Source organism: Gammaproteobacteria bacterium, assembly GCA_019911805.1.
GTDB lineage: Bacteria > Pseudomonadota > Gammaproteobacteria > Thiohalobacterales > Thiohalobacteraceae > JAHJQQ01.
The window spans coordinates 1-19432 of the sequence record JAIOJV010000036.1 but is presented as its reverse complement, the minus strand read 5'-3'; the positions used below and the strand labels follow the sequence as shown (position 1 = coordinate 19432).

Here is a 19432-nt window from a genome sequence, read left to right as displayed (position 1 = left end):
ACAGAAGAGCTGTTGATGTAGGAGCGGCATTCCTGGCGCGATTGGATTGGGTAAGCGACCCCGCCGGAATCGCGCCAGGAATGCCGCTCCTACAGGTGTCAGGCCACAATTGGGTTTTACATTCCGTGTTGTTCCGTGTGCTTCCGTGGCTAAAAAGGGGTTTGCTTTTACGCCTCACGCCTCACGCCTCACGCCTCACGCCTCACGCGCACGCCTCACGCCCATCAAAACTTATACACCAGCGACGCCATGGTCTCGGTGTCGGTTTTCTTGATACCGGGTGGCACGTCGGAGGTGTTTTCGACGGTGTACGAAAGCTTCACGGCGAGATTGCCGATGATGTCGGCCTGCAGCGCCGTGATCGAGCGGGTGACCGTGGCGTCGCTGCCGATTTCTGTCGACAGGTCTTCGGTGAGTTTCGCGTTGGGGCTGATCCGCCAGGTATAGCGGCCCGCGAAACGCCCGATGGTCTCGTGCTCCGTGCCGTCATCCCCCAGCTTACTCTGCCGCGCACCAAGGCCCGCCTCGAGATCAAGTGTCATGGTTTCCGTCTTCAGTACACGCCGGCCGTAGCCCACGGTTTCGCTGCTACGGTACTCATAGCCGCTGAACTTGTCGGTCTCATAGCTCAGGCGGCCGAAGAGGTAGTCGAACTCGGTGAATTTGTAGTCGGTCTGCCAGTTGCCCGCGTAGCGCTCGGCCGTGGTCGCATCGCCGTCGGAACTGTTGAGCGCTTCCAGATTGAGGGTGTGGCGCCATCGGGCACGTTCGTTGGCGAGATTGATCTTCGCACTCATGCTCTGGGTGTCGGTGTTGCCCGAGGTGGCGACGTAACCGAACTCACCGGCGCCACTCCATTCGGTACCCAGTAGCTCCACTGCGGCCGTGGGGGCTGCGGCAGTGAGCGCATGGGCAAGGATCACGTAGCGGGGAAACTGCATCAAGGCCTCCGGTCTGCGGCGATTAGGAAGCGCGCCATGCTACCCGAATACGCACGGGAGGTGCAGCCGCTGCAACCGCCTGTCATGAGGCCTTCAGATCACCTGTCCGGACAACGCCCCCATGGGCGCGATCAGATCCATGGCCAGCGCGCCCCGGCGGGCGACACGCACCGCACCGACCGTGCGCCGGTTCCGTCAGCGTGTCGCGTGGATGGAGGGAAGGTCCTCGTCCGACTGTTCACGCTTGAGGATCGCCTTGATCTCGGCCAGCTGCCGGTTGGTCTGCTCCAGTTCGTCGACGAGGTCATCCATGCGGGATTTCGTGCCGAAGATGGCGAAGGGGACGAAAAACCAGACGGCTGCCAGGGCCGCCAGGCCGAGCACGGCGAGGGTACTGAAGATGTCACCAAGGTATTCCATGGGCGTTACCTGTTGAGTTTCGCGTATCCGCTGTCGAGGCGCGCAGGACCGCGGCGCGCCGGCCCAGCTTGCTACAACGGGCCGCCATTTTCCATCGATGTGTCATGCGACCCCGGGCACCGGTCGAGTGACGCCGATCTGGTAAAATGCCGCGATGGACATCTCTCACATCCTCGATCCGCTCAACGACGCCCAGCGCGGGGCGGTCTCCGCGCCGGCCGGCCCGGTGCTGGTGCTGGCCGGCGCCGGCAGCGGCAAGACCCGGGTGCTGGTGCACCGCATCGCCTGGCTGATCCAGGTCGAGGGGATCTCGCCGTACGCCATCCTGGCGGTGACCTTTACCAACAAGGCCGCCAGCGAGATGCGCCATCGTACCGAACAGCTGCTCGGTATGCCCGCCGGCGGCCTGTGGGTGGGTACCTTCCATGGCCTGGCGCACCGGTTGCTGCGGACCCACTGGCGGGAGGCGAATCTGCCACAGACCTTCCAGATCCTCGATTCCGACGATCAGCTGCGGGTGGTCAAACGCGTCGTGCGGACACTGGAGCTGGATGAGTCGCGCTGGCCGCCCAAGCAGCTGCAGTGGTTCATCAATGGCAAGAAAGAGGAAGGCCTGCGACCGCAGCACATCGAGCACTACGATGATCCGCACCTGAAGACGCAGATCCGTGTCTACACGGCCTACGAAGAAGTCTGTCAGCGCACCGGCCTGGTGGATTTTGCGGAGATCCTGCTGCGTGCGCACGAGCTGTGGCTGAAGAACCCCGAGCTGTTGCGTCATTACCAGCAGCGCTTCCAGCATGTACTGGTCGATGAGTTCCAGGATACCAACAGCATCCAGTATGCCTGGCTGCGGCTGCTGGCCAGTGCCCACGGGCGTATCTTCGCGGTGGGTGATGACGATCAGTCGATCTACGGCTGGCGCGGTGCGCGGATCGAAAACCTCCAGCGCTTCACCGAGGATTTTCCCGGTACCCAGGTCATTCGTCTGGAACAGAATTACCGTTCCACCGCAACCATCCTCGCCGCCGCCAACGCACTCATCGCCCACAACCAGGGGCGCATGGGCAAGAATCTGTGGACCGAGGGGGCCGACGGTGCGCCGATCCGGCTGTACACGGCCTACAACGAATACGATGAGGCACGCTTCGTCGTCGATTGCATCGCCCGACATGGCGAGCGCGGCCATGCGCGTGCCGAGTGCGCGATCCTCTATCGCTCCAACGCCCAGTCGCGCATCTTTGAAGAACAGCTCATCCAGCGGGGGATTCCCTATCGCGTCTATGGTGGCCTGCGCTTCTTCGAACGTGCCGAGATCAAAGACGCGCTCGGTTATCTGCGGCTGGCCGCGAACCGCAGTGACGACGCCTCGTTCGAGCGCATTGTCAACCAGCCACCGCGCGGTATCGGTGATCGCACCGTCGCCATGGTGCGCGAATACGCCAGGCAGTTCGCCATCCCCATGACGGCCGCCGCGCAGCGCGTCATCGACGAGAAAACCCTGCCGGCACGCGCGCTCAACGCGCTCACGGCGTTCCTCCGGCTCGTCGACGCACTGGCCGCCAGTCTCCCGGGTCTGGAGCTGCACGAACAAGTCGAGCAGGCCATTCAGGCCGGCGGCCTCGTCGAGCACTACCGGAAGGAGAAGGGCGAGCGCGGCCAGGCCCGTATCGAGAACCTCGGGGAACTGGTCAGTGCGGCGCGGCAGTGGGAGCCTGAGGATCTTGCCAGCGAGATCGAGATGGATCCGTTGTCCGCCTTCCTCACCCATGCGGCCTTGGAGGCCGGCGAGGGGCAGGCCGACGCCTGGGAGGATTGCGTCCAGCTGATGACGCTGCATTCGGCCAAGGGCCTGGAGTTTCCGCTGGTGTTCCTGGTCGGCCTGGAGGAGGGCCTGTTTCCACATCGGATGTCGATGGAAGAGCCCGGACGTCTGGAGGAGGAGCGTCGCCTGTGCTACGTCGGTATCACCCGCGCGCGCCGTGAACTCACCGTGAGCTGCGCCGAGCGTCGGCGGCTGCATGGGAGCGAATCCTACGCGCCACCGTCGCGCTTCCTGCGCGAGATCCCCGGGCACCTGATCGAAGAGGTGCGACCGCAGGTACAGGTATCGCGCCCGCTCTATGCCGCCGCACCACGCGGCCATGTGGCGATGCCGGCGGAACCGGCCGGCGCACTGCAACTGGGGCAGCGCGTGCGGCATGCGAAGTTTGGCGAGGGCGTGGTGCTCAACTACGAGGGCCAGGGTTCACACGCGCGCGTACAGGTGAATTTCATGGATGCAGGTGCCAAGTGGCTGGTGCTGGCGTACGCGAGTCTGGAGCCGGTGTGACATCAGCAGCACCTATCGAAAGGGCCTTTCTCATGCCGGTCTTGGCCACGGAAGCACACGGAACTACACGGAAACCAAACCGCGGGTGATGATCCCTGGTTTACGGATTGCATCCTTTCCGTGTTTTTCCGTGTGCTTCCGTGTGCTTCCGTGGCCATAATCCCATCGATTTCAGTAAACGTCTTCCCGATAACGCCCCTCTGCCTTGAGTGCCTGCACGCTGGTATGCAGCGGTGCGACGATCTCATCGATCGTTGTCATGACGCCGGTGGCCATTTCCCGGCCCCCACAGATGAGAATCTGCGCACCCTTGAGAATCAGCTCACGCAGCTTCGCGGCATCGGCATGGATCTTGTCCTGCACGTAGGCGCGGTCGCCGCTGCGGGAAAAGGTGGTATTCAGCTCGGTCAACCGCTGATCTTCCAGATAACGGTTCAGTTCCGGCTGATAGAGGAAATCGGACTGTGGATTGCGCCCGCCCCAGTACAGGTACATGGGCTGGCGGGGTGTGTTGTGCTTGATGAATCCAGTCAGTGGTCCGATACCCGTGCCTGCACCGATCAATATGACAGACGCCTTGCCGGTATTGGGACGGAAGTTCGGATTGTGCCGGATGAAGGCATCGATGGCCGCGCCGGGTTGCAGGCTGTGCAGGTAGCCTGAGCACAATCCCCCAGGTTGTTTGCGCACACAGATTTCCAACATACCCTCCTGCGACGACGACGCGAGGGAGTAGAAACGGGGGGTGTGGCTGCCCGGCGGCAGGATGCCAACGAGATCTCCCGCTTCGAATCGGGGCAGCCGCTGTGGCCAGTAGCGAGCACGCAGTGTTCCGGCTTTGTCCGTTTGCCGGGTCGGCTTGAAACGCAGTACGGTTGTGGGCGTATCCGCATCGCTGCCGTAGTCCACCCGTTCAACCAGTTGCAGTCGGCTCGTCTTCGGGCATTCGGGGATGTGTTCCAGATTCAGCTCGACACCGATGCGTTCACCCACATTCTTACCCCAGCGGGCAAACTCCTGTGGCGACTGCCGGTCGATCATGTCGAGCGGGCTCAGTGCGGTGCAGCCCTTGGCCGTCAGCGCCGCATCGACGTCGATTGCGAACTGGCAGAATTTGGGAAACTGCCGGTCGCCGAAACCGAGTACGGCAAACTGGAACGATGGTGTCCCCTCGAATTTTTCGAGCTTCGCCAGAAACTGGTTAGCGGACGTGGGTGCACCGCCGTCGCCATGGGTGGCCGTGAGGATAAACAGCCGTTCTGCCTTGCGGTAGTGCGCGGCCAGACGGTTCATGGGAGCGGTATGGACACGCTGGCCCGCACGGGTCAGTGCATCATGCAGGGTTTTGGCAAAGCCCCAGGTGGTGTTGTTTTCACTGCCCACCAGGATCACGGTAGCGGCTGCATCGGCCGGGCTGTTGCCGGTCAATCTGGGGAGCGCCCGGCGGCGCTTCCACCAGATCCGGATGCCGCTGACTGCCAGTACCGGCACGGCCAGTGCCGACAGGCCGAGCCATATCCCCAGCCACCACAGGCCCTCGCCGGTATGCAGCATGTAGATGAATTCGTACACCTTGCGCCGGGTGCTGTGGGCCTGGAAGGAAAGCAACGCTCCGCTGGATGCGTCGACGAAGCCCGCACCCTGACGGGTAAGCAGGGAATAGCCATCGGTCGGGTCGCCGGCGTAGGGATACACAAGCTCCCGGAGGTCGCTCAGGTCAGTCGCTTTCAATGCGGCCAGTGTCTCGACCGGCTGTGGGGTGCCAGCGCCTGCCTCAGCGGGAAAATTCACCTCCGCTTCCGCGGCTTCGGAAATCAGTTCGAGGCTGCCAGCGGACATATACAGCCCTGTGGTCGCGGCCAGCAGCAGCCCGAGAACGGCAAACCGGGCCACTGCGGCGTGCAGCCGTTGGACAGGTGTACCGCCAACCGGATGCAGGATCTTGCGCCAGCCGCCCGATCGCGCCGCCAACATGAAGGCGCCACTTACAGTCAACAACAGCATCAGTGCCGCGCCCGTTGCTGATGCCACCCGGCCCGGTGTATCGAGCAGTAACGACCGGTGCAGGTTCTTCACCCAGCGCATGATGGATGGGGCTTCATAGGCGGTCACAGCCGTTCCGGTCTCCGGGTCGACCCGGTCCACGCCCGACTGGTTGCCATCGGTAAAATACACAATGATGGCGCCAGACGGTGTGCGTTGAATCTGTTCGACGCCCTGGTAATTTGCAGCGAGCTTGCCCGTCAGATCGGCAACACTCATGGCACCGGATGCGGGAATGGTCGTGTGCAACCGCTCCTGTACGGGATTGATGGACAGGATGGCTCCGGTCACGGCCAGCACTGCCAACAGCAATGCACCTATCAGGCCGGGCAGGGAATGAGACTGACGTAACATGAGTAGCATCCTGTCGTTTGTTCAGAACGTGTAGGTCAAGGACTTGACATAGCCCTTGCCTGCAATGGGCTTGCCGGCACCTTCTGTGGTCAGTGGCGCCACCACCTCGGAACGATGGTCCCGCATGTCCTCGACGGACGTGTCGATGTGCACCTGGTAGCCCGCGTCGATCAGAGCATCATCCAGGTCGATGGTCACCCGCAGCGTCTGTCCACTGTGGACACTGGCGCCCGTCATGCCATCGTATTCGGCACGTCTCATGCGGCTGCCACGCGCCCAGTCACCCAGATGTTTGTAATATTTGGCCTTCTCTCCGGCGATCCACAGCGTTTGTTTGTACAGGCCGTTGGCATCGGTGAGATATAAGGCTACGTACGCGCCATCGCCGTTGTAGGTCGACAGTTCAGTTGCAAAGACAACGGGGCGGGCCTCGGCGAGTACTGGTAATGCCAGTGCCGTCGCCAGGAAAAAAACCAGCGGTTTAGTCTTCATGGGATGCCCTCTCGGCTATTCGATGGTGGCGGTCGGTCTGGCCGACCGGGTCGATGGTACGGACGCGCTGTCGGTAGGCATTCCCTCGCCCAGGTAATCCGTTTCACTGCCGGTGTTATCGAACTTGATTTCCAGTTCGAGGATCTCCAGCGAGGCGGGTGCGTACGTGGCCTCAAAGCGGTTGCCGTTGTGGTCGACACCCTTCACTTCGTAGCAGCCATCGTCGATTTTTATGCGTTTCACCTTCCAGCCGTTGTCTTCCAGCTTCTGGCGGAGTGCGTCGCGGCTTTGCCAGTCAGAAATCGGGTCATCGCAGCGCTCATCCGCCAGCGCGCCGCCGGCAACCAGGACTGAAGCGAGGCTGATGGCAAGGATGCTTTTGTTCATGGTCGGTCTCCTGCTTGGTTTTCGTGCAGCATCTTAGGCATGCCTTCCTGAAATGAACCTGAAACAGATTCAAGGCATGCTGATGCCCGGTAAAAATAGCCACGGAACCCACGGAACAACACGGACGGCATTCAATCCATAACCCCGGGATCATCTTCCGCGGTTTGGTTTCAGGGCCTTGTCTAATGAGCCCTTTTCCAGGTCATCCCGTGTGCTGCCGTGGCCAGGAATGGGGTAAGGAAATGCTGATTTACAGGCTTACGCACCACAGAGCTTGCCACCCCGCTGGGGGCTGGGTCGTGATCGGTGACGCGTGAACTTCCGGTTTGGGGGTAGTACTGATTGCGTGCGGTTACCGCAGATTGCGGTGATCGCGTCAGTGATCGCCGTGGGCCTTGGCGTCGCCCTTGATGGGCGTGACGTTGCTGGTGGCGGTACGTGTCACCACGGCGATAGTGGGATTGGTACTGGGATTGGCACTGAAGATAGTGCTGGGGGTAGTGCTGGGGGTGAGATTGATCAGCGCCTCGCGCGGCTTGCCGATGAAATTACCCTGGGCGAAATCGACACCGTACTCCTTCAGCAGTTGCAGGGTCTCCGCGCTCTCGACATGTTCCGCGATGGTGAGCTTGCCAAGTGCGTGGGCGACCTGATTCATGGACTGCACCATGGCCTGGTCGACGCTCGCCTGGGCCATGCCTTGCACGAAGGATCCGTCGATCTTGAGCTTGTCGACCGGCAGGTGTTTCAGGTAGGTGAAGGAGCTGAAGCCGGAGCCGAAGTCATCCAGCGCGAACTGGCAGCCGATATCCTTGAGCGCACCGATGAAGCGTGTGGCGGCACCGAGGTTGGCGATGGCCGCGGTCTCGGTGATCTCGAAGGTCAGCAGCGCCGGGTCGAGGTCGGTTTCCCTCAGCAGATTCTGGATGGTCGGTAACAGGGTGCTATCCTCGAAGGCCTTGCCGGACAGGTTGATGGAGAAGCGCACCTGTGTACCCTGTTCGCGCAGATGGGCCAGTTGGCGGATGGCGCGCTGTACGATCCAGCGATCCACGTTGTGGATCAGGCCGAAGCGTTCGGCGGCCGGCATGAAGCCGCCGGGCAGGATCAGTTCGCCGTCGGCGCAGACCATACGTACCAGCACCTCGTAATCCTGCACCTCGCCGCTGGCGACCGCCATGATCGGCTGATAGACCAGCAGAAAGCGATCGTGTTCGAGCATCTCGCGCACCCGCGCCGCCCAGCCCATGTCCTCGGCCATGCCGGCCTTGTCCCGGTCCTCCGGGTTATAGAGGTGCACGCGGTTGCGGCCCTGTGCCTTGGCCATGTTGCAGGCGAGATCGGCGTGCGACAGCACCTCGTCCGCGGAGGTGGACGCGGTGTCGATGGTCGCTGCGCCGATACTGGAGGTAACGTTGAAGTTTTTGTTGTCGTAGAAGAACGTATAGTTCTCGAACAGGAGCCTGAAGTTCTCCGCGGCCTTCGGGATGTCCGCTGCCTTGATGTTGTAGATCAACAATGTGAATTCGTCGCCACCGAAGCGTGCCAGCAGATCACCCTCGCGCACGTGCGAGGACACCAGCAGGCTGATCTCGATCAGCAACTGGTCGCCGGCGGCATGACCGAGGGTATCGTTGATGTACTTGAACTGATCGAGATCGATGTAGAACAGCGCACAGTCGGCACCACTGCGGCCGACGCGCGCCACGGTACGCTCGAGTTCCTGCTGGAAGTAGTGGCGGTTGAACAGGCCGGTGAGCGAATCATGCTCTGCCTGATAGGCAAGCTGCCTCTGGAAGGCCTTCTGTTCGGTGACGTCGCGCGCCGTGCCGCTGATGTGCAGGATATTCCCGGCGGCATCCTGATGGGCCTTGGCGTTGAAGCTCAGGTGCCGGTAATGGCCCTGCTCATCCAGATGCACTGTCTCGTATTGCACCAGCTCCTGCCCGGCGAGGATCGCCTGGAAGGCCTGCGTGTCCTTCTCGGTAAAGCTGGGTGTACAGAATTCCTGAATGTGCCGGCCGATCATCTCCTGCGGGGGCCGGCCGTAGACCGACTGGCAGGCATTGTTCAGATAGGTCCAATACCCTTTGGCATCGGTGCTCCACACCAGGTCGTGGGCGGTCTCGACCAGATCCCGGTAGCGTGCCTCGGCCTTGACCATCTTGTCCTCGGCCCGCTTGCGCTGGGTGATGTCCGCAACCAGGCAGGTGTACATGGGGTTGCCGCTGATGTGCATCTCGCTGACGCGTACCGACACCTGCAGCGATCGGCCGTTGCGGTGCTGGGCCGCGACCTCATGTTCACTGCCGTCCACCACCGGTACGCCATCGGCGTTCAGCAGCTCTGGCAGCAGCCAGGCCAGTGGCTTACCGCGGATGTCCAGCGCGGCGAAGCCGAACAGCCGTTCGGCCGCGGCGTTGAAGGTGTCGACCGTACCGTGCTCATCGACCACGATGATGCCCTCGGCGGCATGGTCGACCACCGCCCGCATGTGCGATTCCTGGTCGCCCAGGCGGCGGAACAAGCGGCCCAGTGTCTGCGTGAGATAGCCGATTTCGTCGGTCGAACGCGGTCGCAACTGGGCGAGTTCGCTGCGTGTGGAGGCGCCGCTGCGCGTCAGCACCTCCTGCACCGGCTGCAGCGACTGCGCCACGCTGCGGGTGGCCAGCCAGGTCACCAGACCGGTGACCAGTGCGAGCGCACCCCAGAGCCCTGCGAGTGTGATGTCCAGACCGCCGCCGTGGAGCCAGTGGTACTGCATGAACACCGCATAAGACAGCAGCGGCAGCAGGCCGCCCAGCAGCACGATCTTGGATTTAAGGCTGACCTGCACCTGCTGCAGGTCCATGTACGCCACCAGTTCGCCGAGCAGGTCGAGGGTGATCAAATAGATGGGCAAGCCGACCAGGATGGCTGCCGTCACCTGCAGCAGCGTTATGTGGATGAGCGACTCGACCGGGGGCGCGGCAAAGTCGCCGCCGGCAGTCGCAAACAGTAGCAGTGGTGGCGTCAGCGCATAGAGCAGGAGCAGCCCCCAGTACTCGCGGCCGAAGCGTGCCAGCCGGCGGTGGAGATGGCTGGGGGCGCTGCCACCGTGCGGATGCTGGACGAGCCACTGCAACAGCGGCTGGAGGTAGGTACGGAAACGGATGAGCGCCAGGCCCGCCAGCACGACCAGTGCCGTCGGTAGGATGCCGGCCCGCGCGGCCGCCACCAGGGTGGGCGTATCGTGCAGTCCGAACAGCAGCCCGCCGCCCAGCCCGACGATCGGGGTGAGGACGAAGCCGGCAGCGATCCAGAGCGTGAACCGGTGTCGCACACGTTGAAGGTCGTAGCCTGTCACTGTCAGGCAGATCCCGTAAAAGGATTCCCCCCAATCGAAAATTAGCGAGTTTTCGTCATAACTTTCCCTGTCTTATTAGGCCGCTAGATCCGTTTGTACACGCGGGCCGAAAGTATAATGGCATAACAGGCTGGGTTTGCAAGCAAAACATCCGGCCGCCCCGGGCCCGCATTGTTTAGCAGCAGCGCCGCACCCCGTTCCACTTCCGTTCCTGTTCCGCCTTGAAGAACGCCCGTCGCGACAGCGGTTCACCGCCTTCGGCCGCGTGGTGTATGTGCCAATGCGCGAGATAGCGCTCGTAGGCGTCATCGCCGCTCAGCTGGCGTATGCAGGCCCAGATGCGTTTCAGCGTATGCATGGCTCAGTCCCGCACCCAGCCTTCGGCCAGCCGCGTCGGTTCGTGCGGGGTCTCGGACAGCGGCGGGTGGATGTGGCCGCCGAGGGCGCGGCGGGAGACGCGCAGGGTGTCGAGCACCAGCACCCAGGTGAGCAGCAGGAACAGCATGGTGAGCACGGCGTCGAGGCGGTGGTTGAAGATAAGCTGCTGGGTCTGGGTGATCTTCTCGGGCGGGATGGCACCGCTGGCGAGTCGGGTGGCGAGTTCGTTGGCATGGGCAATGAAGCCGATGCGCGGCTCCGGGCTGAACAGCTTTTGCCAGGCGGCGGTCGAGGTGATGATCACCAGCCAGGTCAGCGGCATGGCGGTGACCCACACGTAGCGGACCTTGCCGGATTTAACCAGGATGGTGGTCGCCACGCACAGCGCGATGGCGGCGAGCATCTGATTGGAGATGCCGAACAACGGCCACAGACTGTTGATGCCGCCGAGTGGGTCGAGCGTACCCATGTAGAGGAAATAGCCCCAGGCCAGCACCACCAGCGCACTGGTGAGCAGCACGCCCGGATACCAGGAGGTCCGGCCAAGTGCCGGCACCAGGTTGCCGAGCATGTCCTGCAGCATGAAGCGTGCGACGCGCGTGCCGGCGTCCAGGGTGGTGAGGATGAACAGCGCCTCGAACATGATGGCGAAGTGGTACCACATGGCCAGCAGGCCGGCCCCGAACGCCGACGCGAAGATGCTGGCCATGCCGACGGCGAGCGAGGGCGCACCGCCGGTGCGCGCGAACAGCGTCGCCTCCCCCATCTCGCGTGCCAGCGCCTCCATCTGCTCGACCGTGACGGGAAAGCCCCAGCTCGAGATGGTCGCCACCGCGGTGGCGGGATCGGTGCCGACGATACCGGCCGGGCTGTTGATGGCGAAGAACACACCGGGATCGAGCACACAGGCGGCGATCATGGCCATGATCGCGACGAAGGCCTCCATCATCATGCCGCCGTAACCGATCATGCGCATGTCGCGCTCGTTGCTGAGCAGCTTGGGGGTGGTGCCGGAGGCGATCAGCGCATGGAAGCCGGAGATGGCGCCACAGGCGATGGTGATGAACACGAAGGGGAACAGCGTACCGCCGAAGATCGGGCCGGTGCCGTCGATGAACTGGGTCAACGCCGGCATCTTCATGTCGGGGCGCAGGATGACGATGGCCACGGCCAACGCGATGATCGTGCCGAGCTTCATGAAGGTGGAGAGATAGTCCCGTGGTGCCAGCAGCAGCCACACCGGCAGCACCGCCGCGGCAAAGCCGTAGGCGATCACCATCAGGGCAAGCTCGGGCGCGGCGTAGTCGAACCAGCCGCGCAGGTCCGGCTGATCATTCACCCAGCCGCCGCCCCATACGGCGAACAGCAGCAACGCCAGTCCCAGCAGCGAGGCCTCCAGCACGCGCCCTGGCCGGAGGTTGCGCATGTACAGCCCGATGAGGATGGCGATGGGGATGGTCGCGGCGACGGTCGAGGTCGCCCAGGGGCTGTGCTTCATGGCGTTGACCACCACCAGGCCCAGCACCGCGATGAGGATGATCATGATGGTCATCACGCCGAGCATCGCGGCGATACCGCCGATGGGGCCGAGCTCGTCGCGTGCCATCTGGCCGAGTGAGCGGCCGTTGCGGCGGGTCGAGTGGAACAGGATGACGAAGTCCTGTACACAGCCGCCAAGCACCGCGCCGATGAGGATCCACAACGTGCCCGGCAGATAGCCGAACTGTGCGGCCAGTGTCGGACCGATCAGCGGGCCGGGGCCGGCGATGGCGGCGAAGTGATGGCCGAAGACGATCCACTTGTTGGTCGGCACGAAGTCGCGGCCGTCATCGAAGCGTTCGGCCGGCGTCGCGCGTGTCGGGTCGATGACCAGGACCTTGGCGGCGATGAAGGCGCTGTAGAAGCGGTAGCCGATGGCGAACACACACACCGCCGCGACGATGAACCACAGGCTGTTGATGCTCTCGCCGCGGTGCAGGGCGATGCCACCGACCGCAGACGCACCGGTGATGGCGACGACGAACCAGATCAGCATGCCGAGCGGGGTCAGCGGGCGCGGTGTGGCGTCAGCGGGGGTGGGCACGACTCGATTCCTCCGTCACAGGGCGGGCGTGGCGTCCGGCATTCTTGGGCGCTGCCGCGGCCGGTGGATTATCCACCACCACGGGAGAGATGCACCTGCGGGGTGCTACCAGCGGAAGATGATCCAACTCGGTATCAGGAGCTTGGGGTCGAGTTCGTTGCGGCGGGTCTCGAGGCTGCCGTCGCCGTCGGTATCGACGAGATAGTAGGGGACGCCGCGGCGGGGTGTGATCTTGATCATGTAGAGTTCGCCACCGATGCGGTATTCCTCGACCGTACGGTCGGCCTTGCGGATGATGGTCACCTCGGGCTCGATACCCTCGCGCTCGTCGGCGGGCATGGGCGGTGGCGGCAGCGCGTCTGCGTCCGGGGACGGTGGGGGGAGTGGGTCCTGCGCCATCAGTCCGGTGGAGAACAGGCACAGCAGGGCGGTCGTGAGCAGTAGGCGTGTCATGGCGTGATCAGAGCTGCAGTAGAATTTCCTGTTCCTGGGGCGATGGCTCGAAGCCCCGGGTCTCGTAGAATTTGAAGATAGCATCGACGACTTCTTCGGGCCTGTCCAGGATCTCGAACAGATCGAGATCCTGCGGTGAGATGGTCTCGGCCTTCACCAGCGTGTCGGCGAACCAGTCGATCAACCCACTCCAGAAGGTGCGGCCCACCAGGATGATGGGGATGCGCGGTGCCTTGCCGGTCTGCACCAGGGTGAGGATCTCCACCAGCTCGTCCAGCGTCCCGAAGCCGCCCGGCAGCATCACATAGGCCGAGGCGTACTTCACGAACATCACCTTGCGCGAGAAGAAGTGCCGGAAGTCCAGCGCGATGTCCTGATAGGGGTTCCCGACCTGTTCGTGCGGCAGCTGGATGTTCAGGCCGACACTGGGCGACTTGCCGGCCTGAGCACCTTTGTTAGCCGCCTCCATGAGGCCGCCGCCACCGCCGCTGATCACCGAGAAACCGGCATCGGACAGCGCCCGCGCGATGTCCTCGCAGAGGCGATACTCGGGGGCATCCCGCGGCGTGCGCGCCGAACCGAAGATGCTCACCGAGGGCATGATGCTGGACAGCCGCTCGAAGCCCTCGACGAATTCCGCCATGATCTGGAAGATCTTCCAGGATTCGCGGGTGAGCTCGGCGCCTTTGGCCGGTTTCATGCCGGGGTGTTGGCTGCGGGTCTTGTGATCCATTGGGTTCATCGGCTGGGCCGCGGTGAAGCCGGGTGGTGGCGCATGATAGCATGTAAGCCTGGTGCGGCAGATACGCGATGGACGGCACGACCGGCATGGAGACACCGACTTCGACCCCCCTGGTACTGGTGGATGGCTCCTCGTATCTCTATCGCGCCTTCCACGCCCTGCCGCCGCTGACCAACTCGCGCAACGAGCCTACCGGTGCCGTCTACGGTGTGGCCAATATGCTGCGCAAGCTGCTGGCCGACTATGCACCCGCGCACATCGCGGTGGTCTTCGATGCCAAGGGCCGGACCTTCCGCGACGACCTGTTCGAGCATTACAAGGCCAACCGCCCACCCATGCCGGACGATCTCGCCGTGCAGATCGAGCCGCTGCATGCCCTGGTCGCGGCCATGGGTTTTCCCATCCTGCAGGTGTCCGGCGTCGAGGCGGACGATGTCATCGGTACACTGGCGCGGCAGGCGTCGGCGTCCGGCCTGCCGGTGGTGATCTCCACCAGCGACAAGGACATCGCCCAGCTGGTCGACGCGCGCGTCACCCTCATCAACACCATGACCGGCAGTGCCCTCGATATCCAGGGTGTGATCGACAAGTTCGGTGTGCCGCCGGAGCGCATGATCGATTACCTGGCACTGGTCGGCGACAGCAGCGACAACATCCCCGGTGTGCCCAGGGTCGGTCCCAAGACCGCCGCCAAGTGGCTGGCCGAATACGGCAGCCTGGACGCCATCATCGCCCGGGCCGATGAGATCGGCGGCAAGGTCGGAGAGAGTCTGCGCCAGCACCTCGATCAGCTGCAGCTGTCGCGCGAACTCGCCACCATCCGCTGCGATGTCGAGCTCGACCAGGGCATCGACGATCTGCAGATGCGCACCCCCGACCGCGAGCGGCTGCACCAGCTGCTCGAGCAACTGGAGTTCAATGCCTGGCTGCGGCAGCTCGACGACTCCGGCGATCCGGCGCCGGCCGCGTCCGCCGCGCGTCCGGCGGCACCCGCAGCCGAGTACGAGACCGTGCTGACCGAGGCGGCGCTGGATCGCTGGCTGGAGCAGTTACGCAGCGCCGAACTGTTCGCCTTCGACACCGAGACCACCAGCCTCGATTACATGCAGGCACAGATCGTCGGCGTGTCCTTCGCCGTCGAGCCCGGGGTGGCCGCCTATGTGCCGCTGGCGCACGCCTACGTCGGTGCGCCCGCGCAGCTCGATCGCAAGGCGGTGCTGGAAAGGCTCCGGCCCCTGCTGGCGAGTGACGCGCACCGCAAGGTCGGCCAGAACCTCAAATATGACATGAGCGTACTGGCCAACCACGACATCGATCTCGCCGGTATCGCCTTCGACACCATGCTGGAATCCTACGTCCTCGACAGCATCGCCACCCGCCACGATATGGATTCACTGGCGCTGAAATACCTCGACCACAAGACCATCACCTACGCCGAGGTGGCCGGCAAGGGCGCGAAGCAACTGCGTTTCGATCAGGTGCCCATCGAGACGGCGGCGCCCTATGCGGCGGAGGATGCCGATATCACCCTGCGCCTGCACCGGGCGCTGTGGCCACGGCTGGAACAGGAACCGGCCCTGGCGCGGGTATTCCGCGAGATCGACCTGCCGTTGGTGCCGGTGCTGTCGCGTATGGAGCGTGCCGGTGTGCTGGTCGACACCGCCATGCTGGCCCGCCAGAGTCGCGAGCTCGCCGAGCAGCTGCGGGAGACCGAGGCCGAGGCGCAGCGGGTCGCGGGCCAGCCGTTCAATCTCGCCTCACCCAAGCAGATTCAGGAGATCCTCTACGACCAACAGGGCCTGCCGGTACTCGCCAAGACGCCCAAGGGTGCGCCGTCGACGGCGGAGAGCGTGCTGGCGGAGCTGGCGCTGGACTATCCGTTGCCGAAGCTGATCCTCGAACACCGCGCCCTGTCGAAACTGAAATCGACCTACACCGACCGCCTGCCCGAGCAGGTCGACGCGCGCACCGGCCGCGTGCATACCTCCTATCAGCAGGCGGTGGCCGCCACCGGCCGCCTGTCGTCCACCGATCCGAACCTGCAGAACATCCCGGTGCGCACCGAGGCGGGCCGCCGCATCCGTCAGGCCTTCATCGCGCCGCCGGGGCAGCGGATCGTCGCCGCCGACTATTCTCAGATCGAGCTGCGCATCATGGCCCACCTGTCGCAGGACGCGGGCCTGCTGCAGGCCTTCGCCGATGGCGAGGACATCCATCGTGCCACCGCGGCCGAGGTCTTCGGCGTGGTGCGCGAGCAGGTCACGGCGGAGCAGCGCCGTTCCGCCAAGGCCATCAATTTCGGCCTGATCTACGGCATGTCGGCCTTCGGCCTGGCGAAGCAACTCGGTCTCGACCGCGGTGCCGCGCAGGAGTACGTGGACCGTTACTTCGCGCGCTATCCCGGTGTGAAGGCTTATATGGATGCGACCCGTGCGCAGGCGCACGACCGGGGCTATGTCGAAACCGTATTCGGTCGACGCCTGTATCTGCCGGAGATCAATGTCCGCAACCTGCAGCGCCGCAATGCCGCCGAGCGCACCGCCATCAATGCACCCATGCAGGGCACGGCGGCGGACATCATCAAGCGCGCCATGATCGATGTGGACCGCTGGCTGGGCGAGGGTGACGTACAGGCGCGCATGATCATGCAGGTACACGACGAACTGGTATTCGAGGTGGCCGAGGCGGACGTGGACCGGCTCCGGTCCGGGGTCCTGCGCCGCATGCGCGGGGCCGCGGAACTTCTCGTGCCGCTGGAGGTCGATGTGGGTATCGGCGCCAACTGGGATGAGGCGCATTGATAAGGTTGGGTAAGTGCGAAACGGCGGTTGGATGGGCGGCAGCGATGGCGCCAATGTATCGACGCTCTGTGTTAACGGTGGTTTTCCGAATGGTGGAATCGTTTGTCGCGGGGCCGGAACTCATAGCCCGATGGCATGGTCTAGACTGAAGGCAGGTATTGGAAGGTGGAGTCAGCCAGCGTGCGAGGTGACCGACAGATTTCAGACAAAATACGTTTCTCGATCCCGCTCTTCCTCCCTTAGTGCGGGATCACCCCCCCAGCCCGGTATCCCCAAGCCGGGTGGTGTTGACCCCGGTACTCCCCCCCTTGAATACCGGGGTTTCTTTTTGCCTGTCGTCCGGGCGCTCGCGACCTTCAAGGTTTCATCAGGATGGCCCCAGTTCGAGCCAGGTCGCGAGCAGGGCGCGGGCGGCGTCGAGGCCGGTACCGTCGACAGCGGAGAACAGCTGCACACTGGCCTGCGGGTACAGGCCGGTGAGTTCACGGCGTACCTTCAATAAGGTGTTTTGTGCGGCACCGCGCTTGAGCTTGTCGGCCTTGGTGAGCAGCACGTGCACCTCCAGCACGGCGTCGCGGCACCAGGCGAGCATCTGCCGGTCGAAGTCGGTCAACGGGTGGCGGATGTCCATGAGCAGGATCAGGCCGACCAGGGATTCGCGCTGCTGCAGATAGGCAGTGAGGTGCCGTTCCCACTGTGCCTTCACCTCCGGCGGCACCTTCGCATAGCCGTACCCCGGCAGGTCGACCAGGCGTGCGTCATCGGTAACCGGAAAGAAATTGATGAGTTGGGTGCGGCCAGGCGTCTTACTGGTGCGCGCCAGGCCCTTGTGACCGACGATGGCATTCAGGGCGCTGGACTTGCCGGCATTGGAGCGCCCGGCGAAGGCGGCCTCGCGGCCCGTGTCGGCCGGCGCCTGGCTGAGGCGGGCGGCGCTGGTGAGGAATTCGGCGGCGGTGAAGGGGTTTTTCATGGCTGCGCATTGTGGCCGCTCGCCCCGTACTTGTCATGCGCCGATCGCTTCGCGCTTGAATCGGCGGGGGGGTCACTGGTATAAATGGCGGCTCTCTGGGTCGGGACTGCCCGGCCGGCCGCGCCCAGCGCCCTCTTTCCGCATCGCCTCGAGGCTACAGGAGTTGGTTTCACCATGAACAACCGGTTCGTTTTCGCAGCGACTCTCTCCCTTTCCGTGGCCCTGGTCTCGGCCCCGGCGGCGCAGGCCGCCGATGCCACCGCCGGCAAGGCCAAGGCGGCTGCATGCATCGCTTGTCACGGTGCCGACGGCAACAGCCCCAATCCCGAGTGGCCCTCGCTCGCCGGCCAGCACGCCAAATACCTCGTCAAGCAGCTCCAGGCGTTCAAGGGCGGTGAGCGCAGCAATCCGCTGATGTCACCGATGGCCGCCGGCCTGTCCGAGGAAGATATGGCCGACATCGCCGCCTATTACAGCAGTCAGACCCTGGCCGGCGGCAAGGCCGATCCGGAACTGGTCGCTGCCGGCGAGAAGCTCTATCGCGGCGGCAATGCCACCACCGGCGTCGCGGCCTGCATGGCCTGTCACGGTCCCAACGGTGCCGGCAATCCGCAGGCGAATTTCCCGAGCCTGCAGGGCCAGCATGCCGCCTACACCGTGTTGCAGCTGCAGGCCTTCCGCGCCGGTGAGCGTACCAACGACGCCGGCAAGATGATGCAGAACATCGCCGCGCGCATGACCGACCAGGAAATGGGCGCGGTCGCCTCCTACATTCAGGGTCTGCGCTGATCCAGACCGGGCCGTGACCCGTCAACACGAAGGGTGGCCACAGGCCACCCTTATGGTTGTTTCTGTTTGTTTCCATAGCACTTGGAGGGGCGAGTCACCGCAGCGGTGGGTGTACAATGGCCGCCGACCCCCGTCGAGGTAGTGCGCGTGTCCACTCCCAGCCAAAGCCCCACCCCGAGTACCAGCCGTCGCCCGTCCGTGGGCACCATCCTGCTGGAATTCCTCGGCTCCATGAATCTTGCGATCACCTTGCTGGTGGCGGTGGCGATCGCCTCTGTCATCGGCACGGTGCTCCAGCAGAACGAGCCCTACCAGAACTACATCGTGAAGTTCGGCCCGTTCTGGTTCGAGGCCTTCCAGGACCTGGGGTTGTACGACGTCTACAGCGCCAGCTGGTTTCTGGTCATCCTGGCCTTCCTGGTGGTGTCCACCAGCGTCTGCATCTACCGTAACGCGCCGCAGATGCTGCGCGACATGCGCAACTACCGGCTGAATGCGCGCGAGGTATCGCTGCGCGCCATGCACGCCAACCATGAATGGCAGCTGGCGCTGCCGGCCGCCGAGGTGGAGCGCCGGGTCACGACGGGGCTGCGTGCCAATGGCTACAAACTGCGCCGCAAGGAGCACGGCGACCACACCGTCATCGCCGCGATGCGCGGCGCGAGCAACCGCCTGGGCTATCTGCTGACCCATGCGGCCATTGTCATCATCTGTGTCGGGGGGCTGGTCGACGGCAACCTGCCGCTCAAACTCAAGGAGCTCACCGGCCGGATCACGGTCGAGACCCGCGACATCCCCGCCTCGCAGGTCCCGCGCGACTCCTGGTTGCCGGTGAGCAATCCGTCTTTCCGCGGCAGCGTCACCGTGCCGGAGGGCAGCAACGCGAACATCCTGTTCC

At 63.9% G+C, this 19432-nt stretch carries 15 protein-coding genes; 4 read left to right on the top strand and 11 right to left on the bottom strand.

The genetic code is table 11. The annotated features are described in order from the left end of the window. Positions 1-224 precede the first annotated feature (224 nt). Positions 225-941, bottom strand: a complete 717-nt coding sequence (locus tag K8I04_03430; protein ID MBZ0070767.1) for a DUF481 domain-containing protein — start codon at positions 939-941, stop codon at positions 225-227. Between the two features lie 195 nt (positions 942-1136). After that, positions 1137-1361, bottom strand: a complete 225-nt coding sequence (locus K8I04_03425; GenBank protein ID MBZ0070766.1) for a hypothetical protein — start codon at positions 1359-1361, stop codon at positions 1137-1139. Positions 1362-1515: 154 nt separating this feature from the next. On the opposite strand from K8I04_03425, the gene uvrD reads away from it, so the two are divergent. Continuing rightward, on the top strand, positions 1516-3693 hold the full coding sequence (gene uvrD / locus K8I04_03420; protein MBZ0070765.1) for a DNA helicase II: 2178 nt from the start codon (positions 1516-1518) through the stop codon (positions 3691-3693). Between the two features lie 171 nt (positions 3694-3864). Here uvrD and K8I04_03415 read toward each other — a convergent pair whose 3' ends face one another. The 8 genes from K8I04_03415 to K8I04_03380 form a co-directional block, all read right to left on the bottom strand. After that, positions 3865-6090 carry a PepSY domain-containing protein gene (locus tag K8I04_03415; protein ID MBZ0070764.1) on the bottom strand — a complete coding sequence of 742 codons (2226 nt, stop codon included), beginning with the start codon at positions 6088-6090 and terminating at the stop codon, positions 3865-3867. 21 nt (positions 6091-6111) lie between these two features. Beyond that, entirely contained in the window at positions 6112-6582 is a 471-nt protein-coding gene (locus K8I04_03410; protein ID MBZ0070763.1) for a DUF2271 domain-containing protein, read from the bottom strand. A gap of 15 nt (positions 6583-6597) precedes the next feature. After that, the gene (locus K8I04_03405; protein MBZ0070762.1) at positions 6598-6969 is read right to left on the bottom strand and encodes a PepSY domain-containing protein; all 372 of its coding nucleotides are present in this window, start codon (positions 6967-6969) and stop codon (positions 6598-6600) included. 376 nt (positions 6970-7345) lie between these two features. Continuing rightward, the gene (locus K8I04_03400) at positions 7346-10291 is read right to left on the bottom strand and encodes an EAL domain-containing protein (protein MBZ0070761.1); all 2946 of its coding nucleotides are present in this window, start codon (positions 10289-10291) and stop codon (positions 7346-7348) included. 199 nt (positions 10292-10490) lie between these two features. After that, positions 10491-10673, bottom strand: coding sequence for a YbdD/YjiX family protein (locus K8I04_03395; GenBank protein ID MBZ0070760.1), 183 nt, complete (start codon positions 10671-10673; stop codon positions 10491-10493). A 3-nt stretch (positions 10674-10676) separates the two neighbouring features. Beyond that, positions 10677-12728, bottom strand: a complete 2052-nt coding sequence (locus K8I04_03390; GenBank protein ID MBZ0070759.1) for a carbon starvation protein A — start codon at positions 12726-12728, stop codon at positions 10677-10679. A 153-nt stretch (positions 12729-12881) separates the two neighbouring features. After that, positions 12882-13175 (bottom strand): DUF2782 domain-containing protein, encoded by a 294-nt coding sequence (locus tag K8I04_03385; GenBank protein MBZ0070758.1) that lies wholly within the window; start codon positions 13173-13175, stop codon positions 12882-12884. A 61-nt stretch (positions 13176-13236) separates the two neighbouring features. After that, complete coding sequence (locus K8I04_03380; protein ID MBZ0070757.1) at positions 13237-13962, bottom strand: TIGR00730 family Rossman fold protein; 726 nt, start codon at positions 13960-13962, stop codon at positions 13237-13239. Between the two features lie 95 nt (positions 13963-14057). On the opposite strand from K8I04_03380, the gene polA reads away from it, so the two are divergent. Next, on the top strand, positions 14058-16772 hold the full coding sequence (gene polA / locus K8I04_03375; GenBank protein MBZ0070756.1) for a DNA polymerase I: 2715 nt from the start codon (positions 14058-14060) through the stop codon (positions 16770-16772). 367 nt (positions 16773-17139) lie between these two features. Here the strand turns inward: polA and yihA are convergent, their stop codons facing one another. Further along, positions 17140-17745 carry a ribosome biogenesis GTP-binding protein YihA/YsxC gene (yihA, locus tag K8I04_03370; protein MBZ0070755.1) on the bottom strand — a complete coding sequence of 202 codons (606 nt, stop codon included), beginning with the start codon at positions 17743-17745 and terminating at the stop codon, positions 17140-17142. A 174-nt stretch (positions 17746-17919) separates the two neighbouring features. Between yihA and K8I04_03365 the strand changes: the two genes are divergently transcribed. Together K8I04_03365 and K8I04_03360 are read left to right on the top strand one after the other, a co-directional pair. After that, complete coding sequence (locus K8I04_03365; GenBank protein ID MBZ0070754.1) at positions 17920-18534, top strand: cytochrome c4; 615 nt, start codon at positions 17920-17922, stop codon at positions 18532-18534. Positions 18535-18765: 231 nt separating this feature from the next. Further along, positions 18766-19432, top strand: a 667-nt coding sequence (locus K8I04_03360) for a cytochrome c biogenesis protein ResB (GenBank protein ID MBZ0070753.1), incomplete at its 3' end; no start/stop codon positions are given.

What these genes read in the sequence shown, in the direction of transcription:
- K8I04_03430 (MBZ0070767.1), bottom strand. Translation starts at nt 941, where the DNA reads ATGCAGTTTCCCCGCTACGTGATCCTTGCCCATGCGCTCACTGCCGCA.
- K8I04_03425 (MBZ0070766.1), bottom strand. Translation starts at nt 1,361, where the DNA reads ATGGAATACCTTGGTGACATCTTCAGTACCCTCGCCGTGCTCGGCCTG.
- uvrD (MBZ0070765.1), top strand. Translation starts at nt 1,516, where the DNA reads ATGGACATCTCTCACATCCTCGATCCGCTCAACGACGCCCAGCGCGGG.
- K8I04_03415 (MBZ0070764.1), bottom strand. Translation starts at nt 6,090, where the DNA reads ATGTTACGTCAGTCTCATTCCCTGCCCGGCCTGATAGGTGCATTGCTG.
- K8I04_03410 (MBZ0070763.1), bottom strand. Translation starts at nt 6,582, where the DNA reads ATGAAGACTAAACCGCTGGTTTTTTTCCTGGCGACGGCACTGGCATTA.
- K8I04_03405 (MBZ0070762.1), bottom strand. Translation starts at nt 6,969, where the DNA reads ATGAACAAAAGCATCCTTGCCATCAGCCTCGCTTCAGTCCTGGTTGCC.
- K8I04_03395 (MBZ0070760.1), bottom strand. Translation starts at nt 10,673, where the DNA reads ATGCATACGCTGAAACGCATCTGGGCCTGCATACGCCAGCTGAGCGGC.
- K8I04_03390 (MBZ0070759.1), bottom strand. Translation starts at nt 12,728, where the DNA reads ATGCTGATCTGGTTCGTCGTCGCCATCACCGGTGCGTCTGCGGTCGGT.
- K8I04_03385 (MBZ0070758.1), bottom strand. Translation starts at nt 13,175, where the DNA reads ATGGCGCAGGACCCACTCCCCCCACCGTCCCCGGACGCAGACGCGCTG.
- K8I04_03380 (MBZ0070757.1), bottom strand. Translation starts at nt 13,962, where the DNA reads ATGGATCACAAGACCCGCAGCCAACACCCCGGCATGAAACCGGCCAAA.
- polA (MBZ0070756.1), top strand. Translation starts at nt 14,058, where the DNA reads ATGGAGACACCGACTTCGACCCCCCTGGTACTGGTGGATGGCTCCTCG.
- yihA (MBZ0070755.1), bottom strand. Translation starts at nt 17,745, where the DNA reads ATGAAAAACCCCTTCACCGCCGCCGAATTCCTCACCAGCGCCGCCCGC.
- K8I04_03365 (MBZ0070754.1), top strand. Translation starts at nt 17,920, where the DNA reads ATGAACAACCGGTTCGTTTTCGCAGCGACTCTCTCCCTTTCCGTGGCC.